Raw genomic sequence first — 19505 nt, forward strand, 5'->3', positions numbered from 1 at the left:
GAATCAATAGCCATCCTTAACCATATTAGCCAATGACCTTGGATCATGTAGCTATCTTCCCTACGATGTCTTGAGTAAATTAGTTGGACTAGTCCAGGCCATAATGGACTAGTCACCAACAAGAGATAGACGGGCATTCGTTGCTGCCTGCAGCACCTATTCACGCAACCTCTAGTTCGTGTCTCACTACTTACCATGGTTATAAGTGAATTCCTTGTAAGGCAGCCACAAATGCCCCGCCTTTTTTCCCTAATTTTTCCTCAACCCTATAATCAAAATTGCCACCTTAGGCTCAACCATCCAGCGCGTGGTGCACCTGGCGCTACAAAGGTGTCGGTATCCCATTCCAGTGAATTATGGTTATAGCCACTTTGACTGGTAGCTCCATAGGTTGCCGGAGAAAATGGGTTACGTCCTAAAGAGCCTGCACTGTAATACTCTGTATCAAACAGATTATTGACTAATAAAGTGACACTTAAACTGTCATTAAAGTGATAGCTGCTCTGGAAATTAAACGTGACATAGCCAGGCACTTCACCATCACTTTTTGATGCTTTTCTATTAATTTTTGTAGGTGTGCCGTTAACATCGACTGTATCTGTGATGACAGCTCCTGCTTGATGTTTATTATTTTCATTGCCACGCACATAACTTGATGAGTGAGCAATCGCGGTAATGCCTACTTGCCATTTTGGTGTTACTTGATAAGCCACTGTGGCATTGAGGTTATGTAAAGGTACACCTGGCATACGGTCACCCGGTTTAACCTTAATCATGCGGCTATAATCATAGTTACCATAGAAGTCTTCTACTGAACTGCTGTTGTCATTCGCTGGCATCCAGAATGTATCTTGAAATGTAGCTTCTGTCATAGCGTAGTTCACTTGAAAATGCCATTTTTCAACTGCTGCAGTAATCCCTGCTTCCAAGCCTTGGCGTCGTGTCTTACCAATAGTGTCAAAGAAATTCCGATTGCCGGGGAAACCTATTAAATAAATATCGTCTTTAAGATCTGTACGGTAAGCGCCTAAGTTCCATTCGACATTTTCGTTGAGCCGTCCGCGGATACCAATATCAATACTGGTCGATTTAATTTGGGGTAGGTATGGATCACCTGACAAAGTGGTAGGCAAATCACAAGAGCGATTTTCTATAAGACTTTTGGGACCTCTGTAATCCCCATTGGGCAAATACATCGGCGTATCATCAAATGCACAACCTAGCTCGATAACAGAAGGTACTCGAGTACCTTGTGCCCAGTTTGCATAAATATTGAGATCTGGTGTTGCTTGCCAGGTGGCACCAAAAGAAGGGTTTAACGAGTAGTAACTAAAATCTTCTTTTTCAGCATCATTAAGCAGCTTACTGACATCTGGAACATAATAACCAGTTGGGCAATCTTCACCAGGTGAACATACATTATAATAAGCAGGAAACGCAGCATATTGTGCTAAGTTCCAGACACTGCTGCCCCAGCTCCTGGCAGCGATTTTATTTTCACCTTTTGTGTCGTTATAGCGCACAGAACCAGTAAAATGCCAATTATCTACTGGACTCCATGTTTCACTGGCGAAAATGCTTTTTGTGACTTGATCACCAGAAAAATTACTGTTGCTAATTTCAGCATCAGCAGCAGCATATTGATCACGGATTTCATCAGGTGCCAGGTAAGCATGACGATTTTTGTCCAACATGCCTAATCTCTGACCACTTTTGTACTCTGCAGATGGGGTGTCAATCGAAGCACCAACCATGAATTTGTGTTTATCTAAATTCCAGTTGAATTGAATTGAGGCACCATCAGTTACTTGATCAATAGTTGTATTAGTAAACACCGCCGTCGGCGTGCCATCAGCATACCCAGTCCCAGTCTCGCCATAGACAGCACCGTCTACAGTGTACGGTCGGCCTTGAGAATCTGTAACTTTCAATCCATCGTCATTGATATCACCTACACATTCGTCACCATTAGTTGGAGGAAGAATAAGCAAAATATTCTTCACACCAACACCATCATTAGGCGTTAGGTCACCAGCAGCTGCAGTATCTGGCGTATAAAAGTAGAACGCACTGTCACCAGCGAAAACAGTATCAAATGAAGAGTTATATTTGAGTGCTGATAGGTTTGATGCTGTTAGGTAGATATATGAATTTCCCCCAGCTGAATAACTGGTGGTTTCACCTGGTAAAACAGGCTCGCTTTCTCCAGCACTAGGTACAAAAATTGCGTTTTCCGCAAATTTATTATTTGGCCCATTAAGTTCATACTGTGCATAATTTACATAATAATCGGGTAAATCAGCATTAAAATACTTATTAATATCTTCACCGTTGTCGGTTATTGCTTGTGCTAATGCTGCAAAAGCAGCATCGCTAGCGCCTTCAGATAGAAAAGCAGAAATATATGGATCAGCAAAAAAATTGCCATCTTGTACGGGTATCAGATAATAATCCGGTAAGTTATAGTCGTTAGTAGTAGTAAACAAGCATGTGTATTGCTCACCTGCATTTAAATCTCTTCTAACAAGTTGATTATCAAAATCAGTATAAACATCAGCTCCTTCCTGTTTCCGTTTGCTATTTCTTCTATATATCTGACCTGTAATCGAAAACGTGTCATTCACCTGATAAGCTCCGGAAAGCTGGAACTGTTGTAATGTGTTCTCAGTAGTATCTGGCGATGTAAAGACACTTTTATCATCCTTGTCATACATCGCTGTAGGGATTAACCCATTACCCACCAGTTTGGTTTTCACTAATAAAGTACTTAGATTGATATCTAGTTTGTCACCTCGGTAGCTGGCTTTACCAAACACTTGATTCACCTGACTCGGTGAGTCATCACGCCAACCGTTTTCATCATGGAAACTACCTGAACCAAAAAATGCGATAGTGCCGTTATTCCAACCTTTTTCTACTTGTAATTGCTTTCTGTCGAATGAGCCGGCTAATAATTGAACATCACCATCTGTGTTGTTGAAACCATCTTTTGTTTTGACGGTAAATGCACCACCCAAGGTGTTCAAACCAAATATTGGGTTTGAACCGGGAAACACATCGACGCTGGCTATCGCATTCATTGGGATCATGTCCCAATTGACGACATCACCAAATGGTTCGTTAACACGAATGCCATCAAAAAAGACGCTTAACCCTTGCGGCGTGCCAATCTGTGGGCCCGCCGTAAAACCTCGGTATTGAACATCCATTTGAAAAGGATTGCTCTGGTAGTCATTAACCATAATCCCTTGAAGCTTGGAGTTAAATAAATCCGCCATACTGAGTGAATGTGATTCTTTAATGTCTTCAGCAGACAAGCTTTGCACATTGCCGGGGATTTCTTCTTTGGTTAGCCCAAGACCTGGCAGTGGCCCAACTTCATAAAAGCGTTGTGCTCTGACTTGGACGGTATCCAGAATTAAGCGGTCATCACCGAGTGCAGGTAATTCTTCTTGGCCTGGTGCCAGAAGATAGCCGCCATCTGTATCAGGTATCACAATCAGGCCCGAGCCTTTTAATAATTGTTCAAAGCCTTCTTCTAGACTGTAGCTACCTTGTAACCCTTGTGTGGTTTTGCCATCGGTGAGGCTGGGGTCAAACGAGAATGTAAAGCCGTTGATACCGGTATAACTCGATAACGCTTTGGATAGTGGGCCCGCAGGAATATTGTAATGACGGTTAGCTTTTTCTGTTTCATTGCCTTTTTCGTTGTCAGCGAGTTGCATTGTTTCGGCAGAAAGCGGCGGTAGATAGAAAAAGGCCAATATCGCCATGATGATGGTGAATTTAATAAAGCTGTTATCACTGGAAATTGTACGTTTCGACATGGTTAACCTTGGGTAATTAAGTGATTCTTAATTACTAGGTCAATTAAGGATTAAAAAGGGGACACGATTTTTTAAATTAACGTTGTTTTTTGCTGATTTTTGCCCAGAAACGAGTTCGCCATTCAATTTCTATTGGTCTTGTTTTTTCTAATACGTGCAGGATGTGGTCAGGGTCATTAATTTGAAATGAGCCTGAGACATAAATGTCATCACATGACTTATCACAGGTGATGACACCTGTTCGATAACGTTTTAGATAACTAATAAACTCGCTGAGCGGCATATTGTCGGCGTAGATAACACCGTTTATCCATGCATTGGCATTATCATCTAATGCGGATGGTGCCTCTATACCTGTCGAATCAAACCGCGTTTGTTGACCTTTTTCAATGATCTGGTTTTGATTTGGGTCATCTTTGGGTAAGACATCAACCGCGCTCTCAATAACACCTAAATAGCTATAGTCGGCGTGCTGGCGAACTACAAACTCAGTACCCAAAGCATGGAGTCGACCCTGTGCAGTTTGTACCAAGAAAGGTCTTTGAGCTGAATCTTTAGCCGTCTTAATATAGATTTCGCCTCGGTATAATTTCACCAAACGCTGAGTATCATTAAAGGCTAAATCGACAGCACTATCAGTATTAAGTATGAGTTGGCTGCCGTCAGCTAATTGAATTGATCTTTGCTCACCGGTCGCGGTTTTAATGTCAGCTAAGGCGGCTTGCCATGGAGCATATTTATACGTTATGCCACCAATTGGAACGAGCGTAAGCAACAGGCCAAGATGTTTGGCAAATTCACGCCTATCCATTGTTGCTGATCGGCCTAATACCTGTTTGCCTATATCTGGTGGTATTTTCTGTAAGGTCATGCCGAGATTTTCAGCACGCTGCCAGGCAAGTTCGTGCAGATGATTTTCATTTCGCCACGCGAGTAATGTTTGTTGTTCTTGTGTTGTTAAATCGTCGTCTTGCACTTTGACAAGCCACATGACGACTTCTTTAATGACATTTTCTGGAATATCGGCTGGATTTAAAGACATCGTTAAGCTGCGAAAGTGAGACAGTGGGTAAAGGCAAGTGCCATGTAGCGTTTAACGGTACGTTCGTTAACGTTTAACTTGGCAGCAATCTCTTTATATCGCATGCCGTCAAGTTGTGACATTAAAAAGGTCTCTCTGACATGATCTGGCAACGTAGCGAGCATTTCGTCAATTTCTTGTAAGGTTTCTAATAAGAGTAATCGTTCTTCACTGCTTGGCGTGATAGCCTCAGGCAGTTGGCTGATGGCTTCTATATAGGCCTGTTCTAAAGATTTTCGACGGTAAAAATTCACCATCAAGTCATGGGCAATCTTAGTTAAATAAGCACGCGGTTCGATAATATCTTCCGGCATGTCTTTCTGTAATACTTTGACGAACGTATCTTGCGTCAAATCAGCGGCATCATGATGCGAGGCCAATTTTTTACATAGCCAGCTATAGATCCAACTATGGTGACTTTCATAGGTTTGACTAAATGATTGAATAGTTGAGGTAGTCATAATGAACTTGCATCACTCCATATCAAAACAGGGCTTAAGATGTGTGCGGTTGGTTGTATTTACTTGCCTCTTAACACTATTTTTATTTGTTGTATTCATGTCTCTCTCCAACTTATTTTGATGTATCAGGCCGGTTTAATCATCACAAAATAGCGGGTATAGCGTTCTATTCGTATTGATAAAACTTCACTGGTGCTGGTTAAGGCGGCATTTACATCATTGACTGGGAACGCGCCTGAGATAGTCAAATCAGCAACAGCAGGATCACAACGTATGATGCCTGAGTGGTAACGTGATAGATGATCAACAAAGTCAGCCAATGACATTTTATCGGCGATAATAAACCCATTTATCCATGCCATCGATGCCCTATCTATGAGCTGCTTCTGCTGAGAAAAGGCCGTATTAAATGTGACTAATTCCCCCGCATTGACCACAACATTATTATCTAAATCATCACAAGGTCTGACTTCTACCGCATCCTGATACACACTGACAGAGCTGTGTTTAGACTTAATTCGAGTGCTAAATTTAGTGCCTAATGCTGTTACCGTACCGTGATCAGTAATTACACTGAAAGGACGATAATTCCGGTCTTGCTCCTGTGCCGTTTCAATGTAGATTTCACCCTGCAGTAACCTGATTGTTCTGGCTTGGTCACTAAAATCAATAGCTACCTTGGTATCAGTATTTAAAACAAGCAGACTGCCATCTTCTAAGGTGAGGTGTTTAATTTCACCTACTGCCGTTGAATAATCTGACATTAATAGATACCAAGGCTTTTGTTTATAGCCATACCACCCTGCCGTTCCAGCAGTCAGCATAAGACTGAGGGTTTTAATGAATTGGCGACGTTCCTGTGATTTGATGTCTTTGGTATCAATCGGACGATTTAATACGGTGATACTGGTTTTTGAATCCAGCCCCATAAAACAGTTGGTGACCGCTTCTACTTGTTCCCATACTTGTCTGTTTTCTGGGGAGGCATTTAGCCATCTTTGCCATTCTTTACGATCTGCGTCTGTGGCTTCACCAGAAGTCAGCTCAACAAACCAGTTGGTCGCTTCGTAGATAGCATCTCTATTAGAACGGGCCATAAAAAAATTTTAATTATTCATGTTTAAACAATGCAGCAATGCCTTAGCAATGTACTGTCTAACCGAGCTGACTGAAACTGATAATCTCGATGCAATTTCTGCGTGTGAAAGTCCTTCGAGCTGACACCATAGAAAGGCACTACGAACACGTGTAGGTAAGCCATCGAGCATTTCATCTATTTTGGCGAGCGTCTCCACCATAATATTGAGTGACTCAGGTGAAGGGACTTCCGCTTCTGGCATATTCTCTAAAGCTTCAAGATAGGCTCTTTCAATATCCCGACGCCGAACATGATTGACCATCAGGCCGTGCGCCACAGTGGTGAGATAGGCACGAGGCTCTTTGATACCCGACAGATCGTCTTTTTGCAGAATTTTGGAAAAGGTATCTTGCATTAAATCAGCTGCATCGAAACTGCAACCAAGTTTCTTACGTAACCAGCCTAATAACCAGCTATTGTGTGCACGATAAAGATCGGTGACGATGGAGTCACGCGTTGCATTAAGATTACCCAGAATACTGACGTCTGATTCGTAGTGTAGGGCTATGTCACTCAATTGCCTGCTCCCCTTTTACATAAGCTGCCGGATTGTGCCTGCCTTATGTTTTGTCGAGGTTTGCAGTAACATGACTAACCACAAGTTCTGGGTAAACTCTGCGTGCATGTTCACAAAATTTCACATAAGGTAACGTAAATTTACTACGCATTACCTTGAGTAAATATAGGAAAAAATCCTAAATTTACAAAGATTAATCCATTTATAAAAAATGAAAGCCTGCTTAGCCGCATCGGGAGGTTTTTACCCTGACTTTTTAAATATTAACTATTTTTCATTTTTTCAATCTGAATACAAAACTTAAGTATGGAGGTGATGGAGGATGCTTTTTGATTTGCGGATAAATACAGCGATGATGAAGCAAACGACTTCTTGTACAATAGCCTCCTTTCATTCTTCAGACATTCAAGCAATCTAGCGAGCCTACTATGAAAATTCAAAGCCACTTTGTCGATCTTGATACACCTACTGGCGTTATGCGTACTTATATCCACCGTCCGGTTGGTGAAGGTAGCTACCCGGTGATTTTGTTCTACTCTGAAATTTTCCAACAGACTGGCCCGATTGAACGTGCAGCAAGACTGATGGCAAGCCATGGTTATGCTGTATTAGTGCCTGAAGTCTTCCATGAGCTGAACCCTATCGGCACCGTATTGGGTTATGACGACGCTGGTCGTGATAAAGGTAATGCCGATAAAGAAGCGAAAGATGTTCAGGGTTATGACTCTGATAACGTCGCCATGATTGAGTTTGTAAAAACCCAACCGTGGTGCAATGGTCATATTGGTGCTATGGGTTATTGCATTGGTGGTCACCTGGCTTTCCGTGCAGCTTTACAACCTGAAGTTAAAGGCACAGCGTGTTTCTACGCGACGGATTTACATATCCAAAAAATTCCAAACAAACCCGGCCAACACAGTATGGAACGCCTTGATGACATTAAAGGCGAGTTATTAATGATTTGGGGTAAACAGGATAATCATGTACCTGCTGATGGTTTGTTAAAAATCTATCAGGAATTAAAAGCAACCGATATTACTTTCACCTGGCATGAGTTTAATGCTGAACATGCGTTTATGCGTGATGAAGGTGATGGCGGCCGTTATGATGCACAAACCGCACAAATCGGCTATCAACTGGCGTTAAATCTGTTCAGCAGAACACTTCGTTAATCAGCTTTTCTATTTAGCCTGAAAGGGAGTCAGTGACAGCATTGACTCCCTTTTTTATTAGCCAAAGATTGAGAAAATCATCTGGCTGAAATACTGGCAATGCCCCAGTCTTGTTATGCTAAGCTCAAATTTTTTAATTGCATGGGAACACCTTTGTCATGTCCAACCCTTCAGGTTTAGCCTTTGCCCATTTACTTAACGGTGAGGGTGGAAGTACCCGTCTCAATGTGAATGATCTGCCGCAATGGCAGGCTGAAGATGGCATTCTCTGGCTGCATTTTGACTACACGCATCCTGATGCTGAACGTTGGCTACTTGAACAATCCGGATTGGATGGTGTGATCGCTAATGCCCTATTAGAAGAAGAAACACGACCACGTACCACTTCCATTAATAATGGTTTGTTGATGTCGTTACGGGGGATTAATCATTATCAGGATACACACTCGGACGATATGATTTCGATTCGGGTGTGGATTGATCCACGTATTATCGTCACTACCCGTCGGGAAATGTCCGCTTCTGCAGGAGAACTGGATAAATTACTGGACAAAGGTATTGGCCCTAAGAACAGTGCAGAGTTTCTCATCAAGTTAGTGGATCTGACCGTTGATGGTATGTCAGAAACTATTGCCGGTTTCGAAGATACGATTGCCGATTATGAAGATGCTGTCTTAGTGAATGATACGGAAAACTTACACAATGATATTGCCAATTTACGCCGTCAGGTGATTAAAATGCACCGGTATTTAGCCCCGGAAAGAGATGCCTTGGCTCGTCTGACTCTGGAGAAGATATCCTGGTTATCAGATTATGATCGTCTTCAAATCCATGAAATCAGTGACACCCTCATTCGTTATATTGAAAACCTGGATGCGGTGCGTGAACGAGCCGTACTGGTTCAGGAAGAGCTGCACAGTAAAACGTCTGAACAACTTAATTCGCGTATGTATGTGTTATCGGTGATTGCAGCCGTGTTTCTTCCATTAGGCTTTGTGACAGGATTATTAGGTATTAATGTGGGTGGCATCCCTGGTGCCAATGACAGTCATGCTTTTACTGATGTAATCGTGATTCTCTGTGTGGTGGCTGTATTGTTATTATTTTTATTTCGTTGGAAAAAATGGTTTTAGATGCGCTTTAAACGGTGAATCAATCACTTATCGGCACTACTGTTGAATCCACCAGATAAATATAACAATTTCTTTATTTTTTTCGAGCAAATCTGAAAAAGATGTTGTAGAATGCCACGCTTTCTTGGGGTGCTTAGCTCAGCTGGGAGAGCATCGCCCTTACAAGGCGAGGGTCGGGGGTTCGAACCCCTCAGCACCCACCAAGAAAAATTCCTCTTTGCATAATCAGTACTTGTTTCCCATTAAAATATTGTGCATTGTAAGCCCTTGGCGACTCTATCCAAGGTGCTGAAATGGACTTCACTCCGCTCTACACGTCATTACTGTCTTTCTGGTATTTCATTCCTTTATTTTTCTGTCTGGCTATCCTGCGTTCAGCTTGGTTCAAAGGTGTGATGGGCGAGTTTCTGGTCAATGTCATTGCCCGATGGCAACTCGATAAACAACATTATCATTTAATCAAAAACGTGACCCTACCGACCGAAGATGGGACCACTCAGATTGATCACATTATCGTTTCGGTTTATGGTGTTTTTGTGGTGGAAACAAAAAATATTCGTGGCTGGATATTCGGTAATCCCTCCCAGAAAAACTGGACTCAGCAACTATACAAACATAAATACACTTTTCAGAATCCACTGCAGCAAAATCATAAACACCTCAAAACGCTTCAGGCTTTACTCAACTTATCTGACGAACAAGTCTTTTCTGTGATCGTTTTCATTGGTGACAGTGACTTTAAAACGCCCATGCCAGACAATGTCACTTATGGTCTGGGTTATGTTCGCTATATCAAGTCTAAAACCAATCCAGTTCTCAACCTGGCAGAGAAAGAAAACCTCATATCACAGATTGAGTCTGGTCGGCTTTCACCTAGCCTGAAAACAAACAGAGAGCACGTGGCCCATGTTAGGCAGTTAGTTGAACGAAAGCTGATAGATGCCCCCATATGTTCACGCTGTGGTCATAAGATGGTGAAACGTCAAAGCAAAAAAGGTGACAATGCGGGCCAGTTTTTCTGGGGCTGTAGTCAATATCCGAAATGTCGTAATATCAACACGGTGTAACCCTATTCCCTTCTATTAAGGACAGGAAAATGAAATGGCGCGGTAACCGAAGAAGTAGCAATATTGATGACCGTCGAAATCAGCGTGTTTCAGGGATTCGTGGTGGTTCAGGCGGTATTATTCGATTATTACCCGCCGTGTTTAGATTACTCGGCTTCAAAGGCACCGCCTTATTGCTGATTGGCATTGTTGTATTAGCGGCATTGACTGGTAATTTACCTGTACTGTTATCCCTTCTCGGTATGCCCTCTTCGGCACCTACAGTCTCCTCCTCCGAACCGCTACAGGAAACAGCTGAAGAAAAAGAACGTGTCGAGTTTGTTTCTGTCATTCTGGCGGATACCGAAGACACCTGGTCAGCCATCTTTAAAGAAAATGGTCAGCGTTACACTCCACCCAAACTGGTTTTGTTTCGTGGAGTGGTGAACTCGGCCTGTGGTTCTGCACAATCAGCGATGGGGCCATTTTATTGTCCAGCCGATCAACAGGTTTACATCGATCTGAGTTTTTATGACCAGCTAAAAAATCAGTTCAAAGCTCCTGGCGATTTTGCCCAGGCTTATGTCATTGCCCATGAGGTGGGTCATCACATCCAGACCTTATTAGGCATTTCACAACAAGTAAATGCCGCCCGCAGCAAAATGAGTCAGGTGGAATGGAATAAACTCTCTGTCAAACAAGAATTACAGGCCGATTGCTTTGCCGGTGTTTGGGCATATCATGCCAATGAAACAAGACAACTCTTAGAAGCTGGTGAGTTAGAAGAAGGCTTAACAGCGGCCAGTGCTATCGGGGACGATACATTGCAAAAACAAGCGACGGGCGTGGTTAGACCAGATTCATTCACCCATGGCAGTTCAGCTCAACGAGTGAAATGGTTTAAAACCGGTTATGACACAGGTAATGTTGAAGCATGTGATACATTTATCAACAGATAAAAACAAGATTAGATCATCACGCTTAGGTTATGATTTATATAAATTTATGAAGCGATTCACTGCTTTTTATTAGTGTATATGTTTCAATTGGAAAAATTTTAGAAATGTCTTTAGGGAGAAGCATATTGAAACAACGAATGCTGTTATGGATAGTAGCTACACGTAATAGCTTTGTTTCATTACTGCCATTGACATTTTTACGAGTGACTTTGGATTTACTTATTTATCTGCCATGGCCTGCCTACCAACAATTGATGAATTCGCTGTTTGGTGCTTCATGGAAAACTCCACTACTCAGTATCAGTGAGCTGACCTTTAGCTTTTTTGCCCTGGCTTTGACAGCCATTATTTCAGTGCAATTGGTTTATAGACTTAATAGTAGCAGTAACATTGAAAGCGATATGCCGACACCATTAATGGTCGCTATCAGTGCGGCTATTAATTACATTATCGTGACTAGCTTGCTGGGATATTCTGCTATCGAATTCAGTATGGAGTCTATGCTACTGGCGGTCATTTTAGGGGTTGCAACGGCTGAAATGATCTGTTGGTTAACCCATAAACGACTGCTGGATTTATTACACTTATCCGTCGAATCTGACACCGCCTTTTATAACGCCATGCGCCTGACCCCGACCATTGTTATTGTCGGGGTTTTCTTTTTTGTAGTGGCAGCATTTATAAACTTGTTACCTGATTTTCCTGATGTGTACGATGCCCTCACACATTGGGCTCAGGCTGAGGGTTATGGTGCATGGATATTAAGCACGCTGACGGTATTGGTTAACCAAAGCTTGTGGTTTATCGGCATACACGGTGGTATCGCTATTGAGTCATATCACCAAGGCGCTTTTTTCATTAATGACGTTACAACTATTAGTACTGACTGGGTGACACGTCCTGTTTATGACAGTTTTGTTTTGATCGGTGGCTCTGGTGCAACGCTAGGCTTAGTGATTGCTATTTTGATCACGACACGCCGTGGCATGCAAAATAAAGTCGCCAAAATTTCGATCATCCCTAGTCTTTTTAACATCAATGATATTCTCATTTACGGTTTACCCATTGTTCTCAACCCACGCTATTTAATTCCCTTTTTTATGGTGCCTTTGTCATTAATGGCTATCTCATTGCTGGCTTTTCAATCAGGCTTGGTGCATGTAGTTAACCCAGGCAGTGTCACCTGGACGACACCGCCCATTTTGTCTGCGTGGTTACTCACTGAGTCATGGCATGGTGTCGCGCTGCAATTATTGGCAATCAGTATCAGTACACTCCTCTATTTACCTTTTGTTCGCAAAACCGAGATATACAGACATCAGCAAGAGCAATTGGCTTTTGAAGAGGCGACTAATACCATTATTCATAATGGCCAAACCAAGCAACAAATTATCAGCAGGCAAGACAAGGTTGGAATGATTGCCAGAGATCTGGTCTATGACTTGCGTCAGGCAATTTACCATGATGAATTAACGGTTGTTTACCAACCTAAACATCATCGTGCTGGTCACATTGTTGGGGTTGAAGCACTGGTTCGCTGGACGCACCCAAGATACGGTTTTGTGTCTCCTGCGATGCTAGTCATGCTGGCTGAAGATAGTGGTGATATTAATAAATTAGGTCGATGGGTATTTGAACACTGCTGTATCACTAAGGCGAAATGGAATGCTTTAGGCCACCAGAATCTGACAATGGCCATCAATATCTCTCCACTGCAACTGAGTGATAATGCTTTACCGAGTTTTTTATCGGGGTGTGTTACTAAGTACGGACTTCATCCTGAAGAAATTGAGCTGGAAATTACCGAGTCATCAGAAATTTCTGATTCACAGCAAGTTGAGAAAATATTACAAGAAATCAGTGATATAGGCATTCATCTGGCTATGGATGATTTTGGCATGGGGTATTCATCACTGTTACATATGCGTCGCTTTAAAGTAAATGCGATTAAGATTGATGGATCAATCACACGTGATGTTCTAACCAATTCAACGAATGCCGATATCATTCGCACCATCAGTGCTTTAGGTAAAGCTCAAAAAGTCTCTGTGGTAGCTGAATACGTGGAAACACAAGAACAACGTGAAGCCTTGCTTGAGATGGGCTGTGATATCTTTCAGGGCTATTATCATAGTCCACCACTCAAACCTGAAGATTGCCCTGGGTATTTTTTATCTCACCGCCATGAAGTTGCTGAATAAATGACAAGTGCCGCTGATACGGTGATGACGCTTTATCACTGGAATATTCTGATTCTGCCCACTGGTGAGGAAATTTTTGTTGGGCTCCGTCAACGTCCTGAAACCGTGCCTCCGTTCAAACCTGTTGATGAAGAAGATGAGCTGCTTCCGTTTACTTTACGTAACAGCAGCCCAATTACTGAATTTAATCCGGCACGAGGTATAGGTTATACCGAATCAGGCAGACGTTATGTTGTGATAGGATCGGCCAGCGATCCAACCGGGATGATTCGTTTGAGTGTCGATCAAATGATGCCAGCTGAACAAATTAACTGGAAATATCCATTCAGCGACTGACATCCTTGTCAGTCAGAACACTATTAAATCTGCTTTTCTATCGTATAGATCTGCTTTTTATTATCGGTTACTTCTGCTTTCAACAAACCATGCCCTGCTTTCCCGGCTGGCAACATAAAACGCATGCTGGGATCTTCACTAATCGATATGCCAGTATCAATAGTCATCAACACCTTATCATCCAGCGTAACCTGCATTTTTTCGACATAATGTGCTGGTATATAACCACGGGTTTTTAAGTCCATTTGTAGACCGCTATTGTTGGGATGACTGATGACCACCTGGACAGGTTTTGCCTCATCAGAGTCACCATCACGATAACGAATCTGCATTTTGCCCAGTCTCGCCATGGCAGCGACCTGATCTTTTGCTGCTGGCGCACTACAACCACCCGAAGCTTTCACAAAACGCTTCACCATGTGCAGGCTGCCATCTTTCATTTCTGCAATGGCTCGAATATAGGTGTATTGATCAACACGCATTCGTGTCGAGATATCAACCGTTTCCAAACTCGGTGATAAATGGAAGTTAGCCGAGTATGGCATTGGATTATTATCAATAAATACATGCAGATTTTTGATGTAAGAACTGGCGGTTTGCGGTTTCTTTGAATAGAGGTGGATTGGAACTATCGCGGCATCTTCAGCTCTTTTAGGTGCTTCGATCACTAACCAGTCGTCGGCATCTTCTAAAATCGTTTTATTTTCAAAATAGATTTCTTTAAGGGTTTGCCATTGCTCTTGAGGCTCATCAGCGGCCATGCTCAAAATAGGCAACAAAAATAAGCTCAACAAAGCAGCAAGCCCGATATTTTTAAATGATGTGTTCATTCGGTTATTCCCATTCCAGTTCAGTAAAAGCCGCTGTGATATTACGTTTATGATAGTCGTCGAATAACAGCCACTTACCCTTCTCACTCAGGCCGACAGATTCGGTTGCTTCGTTGATGGTTCCCATATCATTAATGATGGCTCTGATTTGCTCTCGAATCGTACTGAAATAATGCGCTTCATCATCAAAGGCTTGTTGCCACTCTTCATGTTGAGCAGGTCCATGGCCGGGAATCACCGCATTTAACTTCATGGATTTAAGTGCTTCAATTGTGCTTAGCCAGCCATTAATACTGCCATCCAAGGCTGGAATCCGTTTTACAAAGAGTAAGTCGCCGGTCCATAAGGTCTTGGTTTTTTTATCCAGCACCGTCAGATCATTATCTGTGTGAGAGGTGGGATAGCTGGTCAGAACCAGTTCACGTTCACCCAAGTCAATGGTGATGGGGTTACCCACACTCACTAATTGGCTGGGTTCAATAAACTCTGTGCCTTTAAAGTGGGGCCCCAGAATGTCACTGAAACGGGTTTCATAAAACGATTTTCGGGCTTCGATTGCAGCTGGCATTTTATCGTTGCCAATAAAGGTTGCTTCAGTATCTTTGAATGCTGCATTGCCTAAAAAATGATCAGGATGGGCATGGGTATTGATGACATAACAAACAGGTAAATCACTTTTATCGCGTATCGCTGCAAAGAGCGATTTCCCCTCAAGGTAACTGCCGCCGGTATCGACAACGGCAATACACTTTTCACCGATGATAAAACCGGTATTAGCTATTTCGCCTTTATTGTCCCGATTCGCATCTTCCTGAACACCCTGGTGATAATAAATCCCCTCACTCACTTGTTTTACTGAGTATTCTTCCGCATTGGCTTTCAGCATCAACAAGGTGCTGATGGCTATAGTCACGGCGCTTAACGTGACTTTTGTTTTATTTTTCATTTCTCTCCCCTTTTCTATGTAGGGTGTGTTCTCTCTCAGTATTTATTTTGGTTTAATCATATTTTTGACTTCTGAGATAGCGTTGGCAGGAAAACCACCTTGCTCTGCATGACGCAAGATTAAATCCTTACTTTCAGCTTTGTATACACAATATATTTTATTATCTGTCACATAACTTTCTACCCACTCAATTTCCGGCCCCATCTCTCTTAAAATTGAACAGGATTTGTCCGTTATCTGGTCAAGTTCATTCTTGGTTAGCTCGCCTGCTCCTGCTATTTCACGTTCAATAATGTATTTATTCATTTTGTTACCTCATAAATATGACCGGTCGTCTTTACAACCTGTTAAAAAAAATCAACGTCATTTAACGTTGAAGAAAATAGCCGTCCAGTAATTGCGATAAACAACGTGATAACGGGGCTGTAGATTTTTCCACTTTCATATGCAGTAACGCCCCTTGCCATTGATCAAACAATAGTTTTGCCATTACGTCAGCTGTTATATCCTGTCGAACAATGCCTTGTTGCTGAGCTTTATACAGTCCTTGTTCCATTAGTTGACAATAGTCACTCACTGCAGCTAACAATGTTTGTCGGCATAATTCACTGGCACTGCTGATTTCCCCCATCATATCGCCTAATAAGCAGCCACCACGGTAATCTGACTGCTCCAGATCCTCGATTAGTGATTCAAAGTAGGCTTTGATAGCCTCGTGACCATTTAAGTCTGTTTTGTTCAGAAAAGATTGTAGCCGTGCAATAAATGGGGCGATGTAGTGACGAATGGCTTCTGCCGTGAAGTTCTCTTTACTTTCAAAGTAGCTATAGAACGAGCCTTTGGGCACCTGAACGGTATCTAATATCAATTTGATACCGGTGCCGTGATAACCATTTCGCATCAGTAACTCAATCCCCTGATTGAGGATTTGTTCTTTTTTAATCTGTTTTTGTGTGCTCATAACCGCATAATGCGACCGGTCGTCTTTGCTTGTCAATCATTGATTATAGCGATTTACTTTTCGCTTCGGCACTCTCTGGCTTGCAAGCGTGCATAGGCTTCCGCTTCATGATGGATATCACTAATCAAACCGCGATGTAATGCAACCGAAATGGCATCCTGATTATGAAAACGAGCTCCTTGTTTAAACAATAAATCCAGTAAGTCGCGTGCAGGCATATCTAAGTATTTCGATAATTCCTGGGCTTCTTTGGAGAGCTTGTCCAGTACTTCAGGATGTTGCTGTTGCACATTCAGCGTCGCCAGGTTATCAATGATGGCCAACTCTCTTATCGTTTCATCACTGAGCCCGTTATCCTGAACAAATCGCAGGCTGGTTAACCCTGTTAATTGGTGAAATGTATTTTGAACAAGATTTAAATCGGCATTCCTTCCGGCTAACGCGACTTTTAACCATTTCAGGCGATGCCGGGCGAGAACAATCATGCTTTTTTCTGTTTCTCTACTCATGCTAATTGCTCCGAGTCAAAACACACTTCCTTGTTATCACATAAAAGCTGTCTCTGACAAACCTTGATCGTATTTTTTCAGTCACGAAAAACAGCCGGTTTCTCTCATTTTCTATTAGAATCAATAACTCACTATGTGAATAATCATTTAGGGGATAACTCAGATGAAATACGTTTATTGCCTGATAATGTTATGCCTGACCTCATCACTAGCCACAGCGGATGACCTTGAACGAAATACAATCACCAGTTGTGCTTACCAGGCTGGAACAGCCTATGAAATACAAAAAATCAGACAAACTGAGGGCGATGACTGGTCCACATTTGAGAATAAAATCAAGTTGATTTATAAAGATACACAAGGACGTGATGATCTTTTAGCGATAGGAAGACGCGTCTATATCTACCCTGTTGAAACCTCTGTCGATAAAGTGCATGAGGAGCTGTTTCAGGCCTGTGTAAAACGCCAGCAAGGCACTGAACCATTAATTTAACTAATGGGGATGTTTGCGTGTAGACCAATACACCATTTTTTCTAATAATTGATCGAGCTTAATAGGCTTTGTCATGTAATCAGTCATACCTGCTCGCAAACATTTTTCATCGTCCCCTTTCATGGCATTAGCCGTTAAAGCAATGATTGGTATATCCTGACAGTGCTTACCCAACTTACCTTCTCGGATTTGTTTACTAGTGGTATAGCCGTCCATCACAGGCATTTGACAGTCCATCAAAATCAACTGTACTGGATTATAAGCGTCAAGTTGAGTGAGTAATTGACTTGCTTGAACACCATTTTCAGCTGAAGTGAATTGCACATTTAACCGAGTCAGGAAAAATTCCAGTACAGATCGGTTAGTAATGTCGTCATCTACAATCAAAACATGGGCTCCATCTAGCTCAGATTCAGTGAATGATGCTTGTTGGTGAACTTCTGTTTTTGTTAATGTCGACGCTGTCTCTTTCAGCCGTTTTAGTTTGATAGTGAAACAAAAACAAGAGCCTTTACCCGGCTCACTTTTAACAGTGATATTGCCACCCATTAATTCACACAGTTTTTTAGAGATCACCAAGCCCAGCCCAGTACCGCCAAAGCTTTTTGATGAACTATTGTCAATTTGTTCAAAGGGTTCAAACAGACGATTTATCTGATTGGCATTAATACCAATACCACTATCAATCACCTGGCAGGATAGCGTCATATCATTATCAGATTGCTCAACAAGACTGGCCATGACCTGAATATGACCATGCTGGGTAAATTTATCTGCATTGCTTAATAGATTGCGTAGGATCTGTTCTAGGCGGGTAGCATCACCTTCGACCACTAAATCCTTGTTCCAGTCCAGCGACAGATGATAGTTTTTATCCGTTTTTGTGCTGCGTAAACTAAAGGTTTCAAACACATCTTCAAATAGCTTTGTCAGATTAAATATGTCATCACGAATGTGGACTTTTTTAGCTTCAAGTTTGGAAAAATCAAGAATGTCATTGATGATATTGAGCAACAAGTCGGCACTTTTACTGGCTAATTCAATGTGCCGTTGCTGAGTTGCCGTAAGCTCACTGTGGGTTAATATATCCAGCATACCAATCACACCGGCTATGGGACTGCGTAACTCATGTGTCATATTCGCCATAAAAGCTGATTTGGCTTTGCTGGCCTGCTCTAGTCGCTGACTGGACAAACGAAGTTCAATAAGCGACTCCACCTGATAGGCAAACATCTGCAGGCGCTTTAATTCTTGTTCACTTAATGTCCTGACTTTGTGATCAATGATACATAGGGTGCCCAGCAGATATTGGTGATTATTAAATCTGTATCGCAGTGGAACCCCAGCATAGAAAACAATGTGTGGTGGACCTGTGACCAGAGGATTGTCCCTGAACCGTTCATCTGCATCTGTATTTTCAACGACCAATGGGGTTTTATGATAAATGGCATGGCCACAAAAAGAGATGTCACGTCCCGTTTCGCAAACATCCAGACCTTGTATCGATTTAAACCACTGGCGAGATTCATCAATTAGAGAAATCGCCACGATTGGGATGTCAAAAACATCGGCGACCAATCGAGTGAGATTATCAAAAACTGCTTCAGGTTCTGAATCCAGAAGCTCAAGAGAAAATAAAGCGTCTAAACGTTCTCGTTCATCGCCAGGTATTTTCGGTGCTTCCATTGTCTGCGCCCCCGCCTAGTTACCTCCCGCTTTGACACTAAATTACTATAGTAAAATCAATCGGGTAGAAAAACTGATATAGAGCCATCATAGCAGAATCTTTAGGCAAAAAAACCGGCTGATGTGCTGATTCACATTCTGTCATCAGCATAGGCCGTTTTTCAGTGAAGTGAATCGTTTTCTTAGTGAGACTCCGTTACTATGACGTT

At 42.2% G+C, this 19505-nt stretch carries 18 protein-coding genes and 1 tRNA gene; 8 read left to right on the forward strand and 11 right to left on the reverse strand.

The genetic code is table 11. From position 1 onward, the window contains the following. Positions 1-272: 272 nt before the first annotated feature. The 5 genes from AC13DA_RS11835 to AC13DA_RS11855 all read right to left on the reverse strand — a co-directional run bounded on the left by AC13DA_RS11835 (position 273) and on the right by AC13DA_RS11855 (position 7024). Positions 273-3827 carry a TonB-dependent receptor gene (locus AC13DA_RS11835; RefSeq protein ID WP_284451926.1) on the reverse strand — a complete coding sequence of 1185 codons (3555 nt, stop codon included), beginning with the start codon at positions 3825-3827 and terminating at the stop codon, positions 273-275. A gap of 76 nt (positions 3828-3903) precedes the next feature. Further along, positions 3904-4869 carry a FecR domain-containing protein gene (locus AC13DA_RS11840; protein WP_284451927.1) on the reverse strand — a complete coding sequence of 322 codons (966 nt, stop codon included), beginning with the start codon at positions 4867-4869 and terminating at the stop codon, positions 3904-3906. A 2-nt stretch (positions 4870-4871) separates the two neighbouring features. Further along, on the reverse strand, positions 4872-5369 hold the full coding sequence (locus AC13DA_RS11845; protein ID WP_284451928.1) for a sigma-70 family RNA polymerase sigma factor: 498 nt from the start codon (positions 5367-5369) through the stop codon (positions 4872-4874). A 125-nt stretch (positions 5370-5494) separates the two neighbouring features. After that, positions 5495-6466, reverse strand: a complete 972-nt coding sequence (locus tag AC13DA_RS11850; protein WP_284451929.1) for a FecR domain-containing protein — start codon at positions 6464-6466, stop codon at positions 5495-5497. A gap of 9 nt (positions 6467-6475) precedes the next feature. Then, positions 6476-7024 (reverse strand): sigma-70 family RNA polymerase sigma factor, encoded by a 549-nt coding sequence (locus AC13DA_RS11855; RefSeq protein WP_431522810.1) that lies wholly within the window; start codon positions 7022-7024, stop codon positions 6476-6478. 428 nt (positions 7025-7452) lie between these two features. On the opposite strand from AC13DA_RS11855, the gene AC13DA_RS11860 reads away from it, so the two are divergent. The 7 genes from AC13DA_RS11860 (at position 7453) to AC13DA_RS11890 (ending at position 13871) form a co-directional block, all read left to right on the forward strand. Beyond that, positions 7453-8196, forward strand: coding sequence for a dienelactone hydrolase family protein (locus tag AC13DA_RS11860; protein WP_007145253.1), 744 nt, complete (start codon positions 7453-7455; stop codon positions 8194-8196). A 158-nt stretch (positions 8197-8354) separates the two neighbouring features. Then, on the forward strand, positions 8355-9329 hold the full coding sequence (locus AC13DA_RS11865; protein WP_284451930.1) for a zinc transporter ZntB: 975 nt from the start codon (positions 8355-8357) through the stop codon (positions 9327-9329). Positions 9330-9456: 127 nt separating this feature from the next. Beyond that, positions 9457-9532: transfer RNA gene (locus AC13DA_RS11870), tRNA-Val, on the forward strand. 90 nt (positions 9533-9622) lie between these two features. Next, positions 9623-10396, forward strand: a complete 774-nt coding sequence (locus AC13DA_RS11875) for a nuclease-related domain-containing protein (RefSeq protein WP_284451931.1) — start codon at positions 9623-9625, stop codon at positions 10394-10396. Positions 10397-10425: 29 nt separating this feature from the next. Beyond that, the gene (gene ypfJ / locus AC13DA_RS11880) at positions 10426-11334 is read left to right on the forward strand and encodes a KPN_02809 family neutral zinc metallopeptidase (RefSeq protein ID WP_284451932.1); all 909 of its coding nucleotides are present in this window, start codon (positions 10426-10428) and stop codon (positions 11332-11334) included. Between the two features lie 125 nt (positions 11335-11459). Next, the gene (locus AC13DA_RS11885; protein ID WP_284451933.1) at positions 11460-13535 is read left to right on the forward strand and encodes an EAL domain-containing protein; all 2076 of its coding nucleotides are present in this window, start codon (positions 11460-11462) and stop codon (positions 13533-13535) included. Continuing rightward, a complete protein-coding gene (locus AC13DA_RS11890; protein ID WP_284451934.1) occupies positions 13536-13871 on the forward strand; it encodes a hypothetical protein in 336 nt (111 codons plus the stop codon). 23 nt (positions 13872-13894) lie between these two features. Here the strand turns inward: AC13DA_RS11890 and AC13DA_RS11895 are convergent, their stop codons facing one another. From AC13DA_RS11895 to AC13DA_RS11915, 5 genes are all read right to left on the reverse strand, one after another. Continuing rightward, on the reverse strand, positions 13895-14701 hold the full coding sequence (locus AC13DA_RS11895; protein WP_284451935.1) for a quinoprotein dehydrogenase-associated SoxYZ-like carrier: 807 nt from the start codon (positions 14699-14701) through the stop codon (positions 13895-13897). A 4-nt stretch (positions 14702-14705) separates the two neighbouring features. Continuing rightward, positions 14706-15647, reverse strand: a complete 942-nt coding sequence (locus tag AC13DA_RS11900) for a quinoprotein relay system zinc metallohydrolase 2 (RefSeq protein WP_284451936.1) — start codon at positions 15645-15647, stop codon at positions 14706-14708. 42 nt (positions 15648-15689) lie between these two features. Beyond that, complete coding sequence (locus tag AC13DA_RS11905; protein ID WP_284451937.1) at positions 15690-15953, reverse strand: DUF4242 domain-containing protein; 264 nt, start codon at positions 15951-15953, stop codon at positions 15690-15692. A gap of 61 nt (positions 15954-16014) precedes the next feature. Continuing rightward, on the reverse strand, positions 16015-16608 hold the full coding sequence (locus AC13DA_RS11910; protein ID WP_284451938.1) for a TetR/AcrR family transcriptional regulator: 594 nt from the start codon (positions 16606-16608) through the stop codon (positions 16015-16017). Between the two features lie 53 nt (positions 16609-16661). After that, positions 16662-17117 carry a hypothetical protein gene (locus tag AC13DA_RS11915; RefSeq protein ID WP_007145263.1) on the reverse strand — a complete coding sequence of 152 codons (456 nt, stop codon included), beginning with the start codon at positions 17115-17117 and terminating at the stop codon, positions 16662-16664. Positions 17118-17280: 163 nt separating this feature from the next. Between AC13DA_RS11915 and AC13DA_RS11920 the strand changes: the two genes are divergently transcribed. Further along, positions 17281-17610, forward strand: coding sequence for a hypothetical protein (locus AC13DA_RS11920; protein ID WP_284451939.1), 330 nt, complete (start codon positions 17281-17283; stop codon positions 17608-17610). On the opposite strand, the gene AC13DA_RS11925 is transcribed toward AC13DA_RS11920, so the two are convergent. Next, positions 17611-19296, reverse strand: a complete 1686-nt coding sequence (locus tag AC13DA_RS11925) for a GAF domain-containing hybrid sensor histidine kinase/response regulator (RefSeq protein WP_007145265.1) — start codon at positions 19294-19296, stop codon at positions 17611-17613. It lies immediately after the preceding gene. Positions 19297-19505 lie beyond the last annotated feature (209 nt).

The organism is Methylophaga sp. F-2 (assembly GCF_056859315.1).

Bases quoted from the DNA above. Each gene is read 5' to 3' on its own strand.
- AC13DA_RS11835 (WP_284451926.1), bottom strand. From the start codon at position 3,827: ATGTCGAAACGTACAATTTCCAGTGATAACAGCTTTATTAAATTCACC.
- AC13DA_RS11840 (WP_284451927.1), bottom strand. From the start codon at position 4,869: ATGTCTTTAAATCCAGCCGATATTCCAGAAAATGTCATTAAAGAAGTC.
- AC13DA_RS11845 (WP_284451928.1), bottom strand. From the start codon at position 5,369: ATGACTACCTCAACTATTCAATCATTTAGTCAAACCTATGAAAGTCAC.
- AC13DA_RS11850 (WP_284451929.1), bottom strand. From the start codon at position 6,466: ATGGCCCGTTCTAATAGAGATGCTATCTACGAAGCGACCAACTGGTTT.
- AC13DA_RS11860 (WP_007145253.1), top strand. From the start codon at position 7,453: ATGAAAATTCAAAGCCACTTTGTCGATCTTGATACACCTACTGGCGTT.
- AC13DA_RS11865 (WP_284451930.1), top strand. From the start codon at position 8,355: ATGTCCAACCCTTCAGGTTTAGCCTTTGCCCATTTACTTAACGGTGAG.
- AC13DA_RS11875 (WP_284451931.1), top strand. From the start codon at position 9,623: ATGGACTTCACTCCGCTCTACACGTCATTACTGTCTTTCTGGTATTTC.
- ypfJ (WP_284451932.1), top strand. From the start codon at position 10,426: ATGAAATGGCGCGGTAACCGAAGAAGTAGCAATATTGATGACCGTCGA.
- AC13DA_RS11890 (WP_284451934.1), top strand. From the start codon at position 13,536: ATGACAAGTGCCGCTGATACGGTGATGACGCTTTATCACTGGAATATT.
- AC13DA_RS11895 (WP_284451935.1), bottom strand. From the start codon at position 14,701: ATGAACACATCATTTAAAAATATCGGGCTTGCTGCTTTGTTGAGCTTA.
- AC13DA_RS11900 (WP_284451936.1), bottom strand. From the start codon at position 15,647: ATGAAAAATAAAACAAAAGTCACGTTAAGCGCCGTGACTATAGCCATC.
- AC13DA_RS11905 (WP_284451937.1), bottom strand. From the start codon at position 15,953: ATGAATAAATACATTATTGAACGTGAAATAGCAGGAGCAGGCGAGCTA.
- AC13DA_RS11910 (WP_284451938.1), bottom strand. From the start codon at position 16,608: ATGAGCACACAAAAACAGATTAAAAAAGAACAAATCCTCAATCAGGGG.
- AC13DA_RS11915 (WP_007145263.1), bottom strand. From the start codon at position 17,117: ATGAGTAGAGAAACAGAAAAAAGCATGATTGTTCTCGCCCGGCATCGC.
- AC13DA_RS11920 (WP_284451939.1), top strand. From the start codon at position 17,281: ATGAAATACGTTTATTGCCTGATAATGTTATGCCTGACCTCATCACTA.
- AC13DA_RS11925 (WP_007145265.1), bottom strand. From the start codon at position 19,296: ATGGAAGCACCGAAAATACCTGGCGATGAACGAGAACGTTTAGACGCT.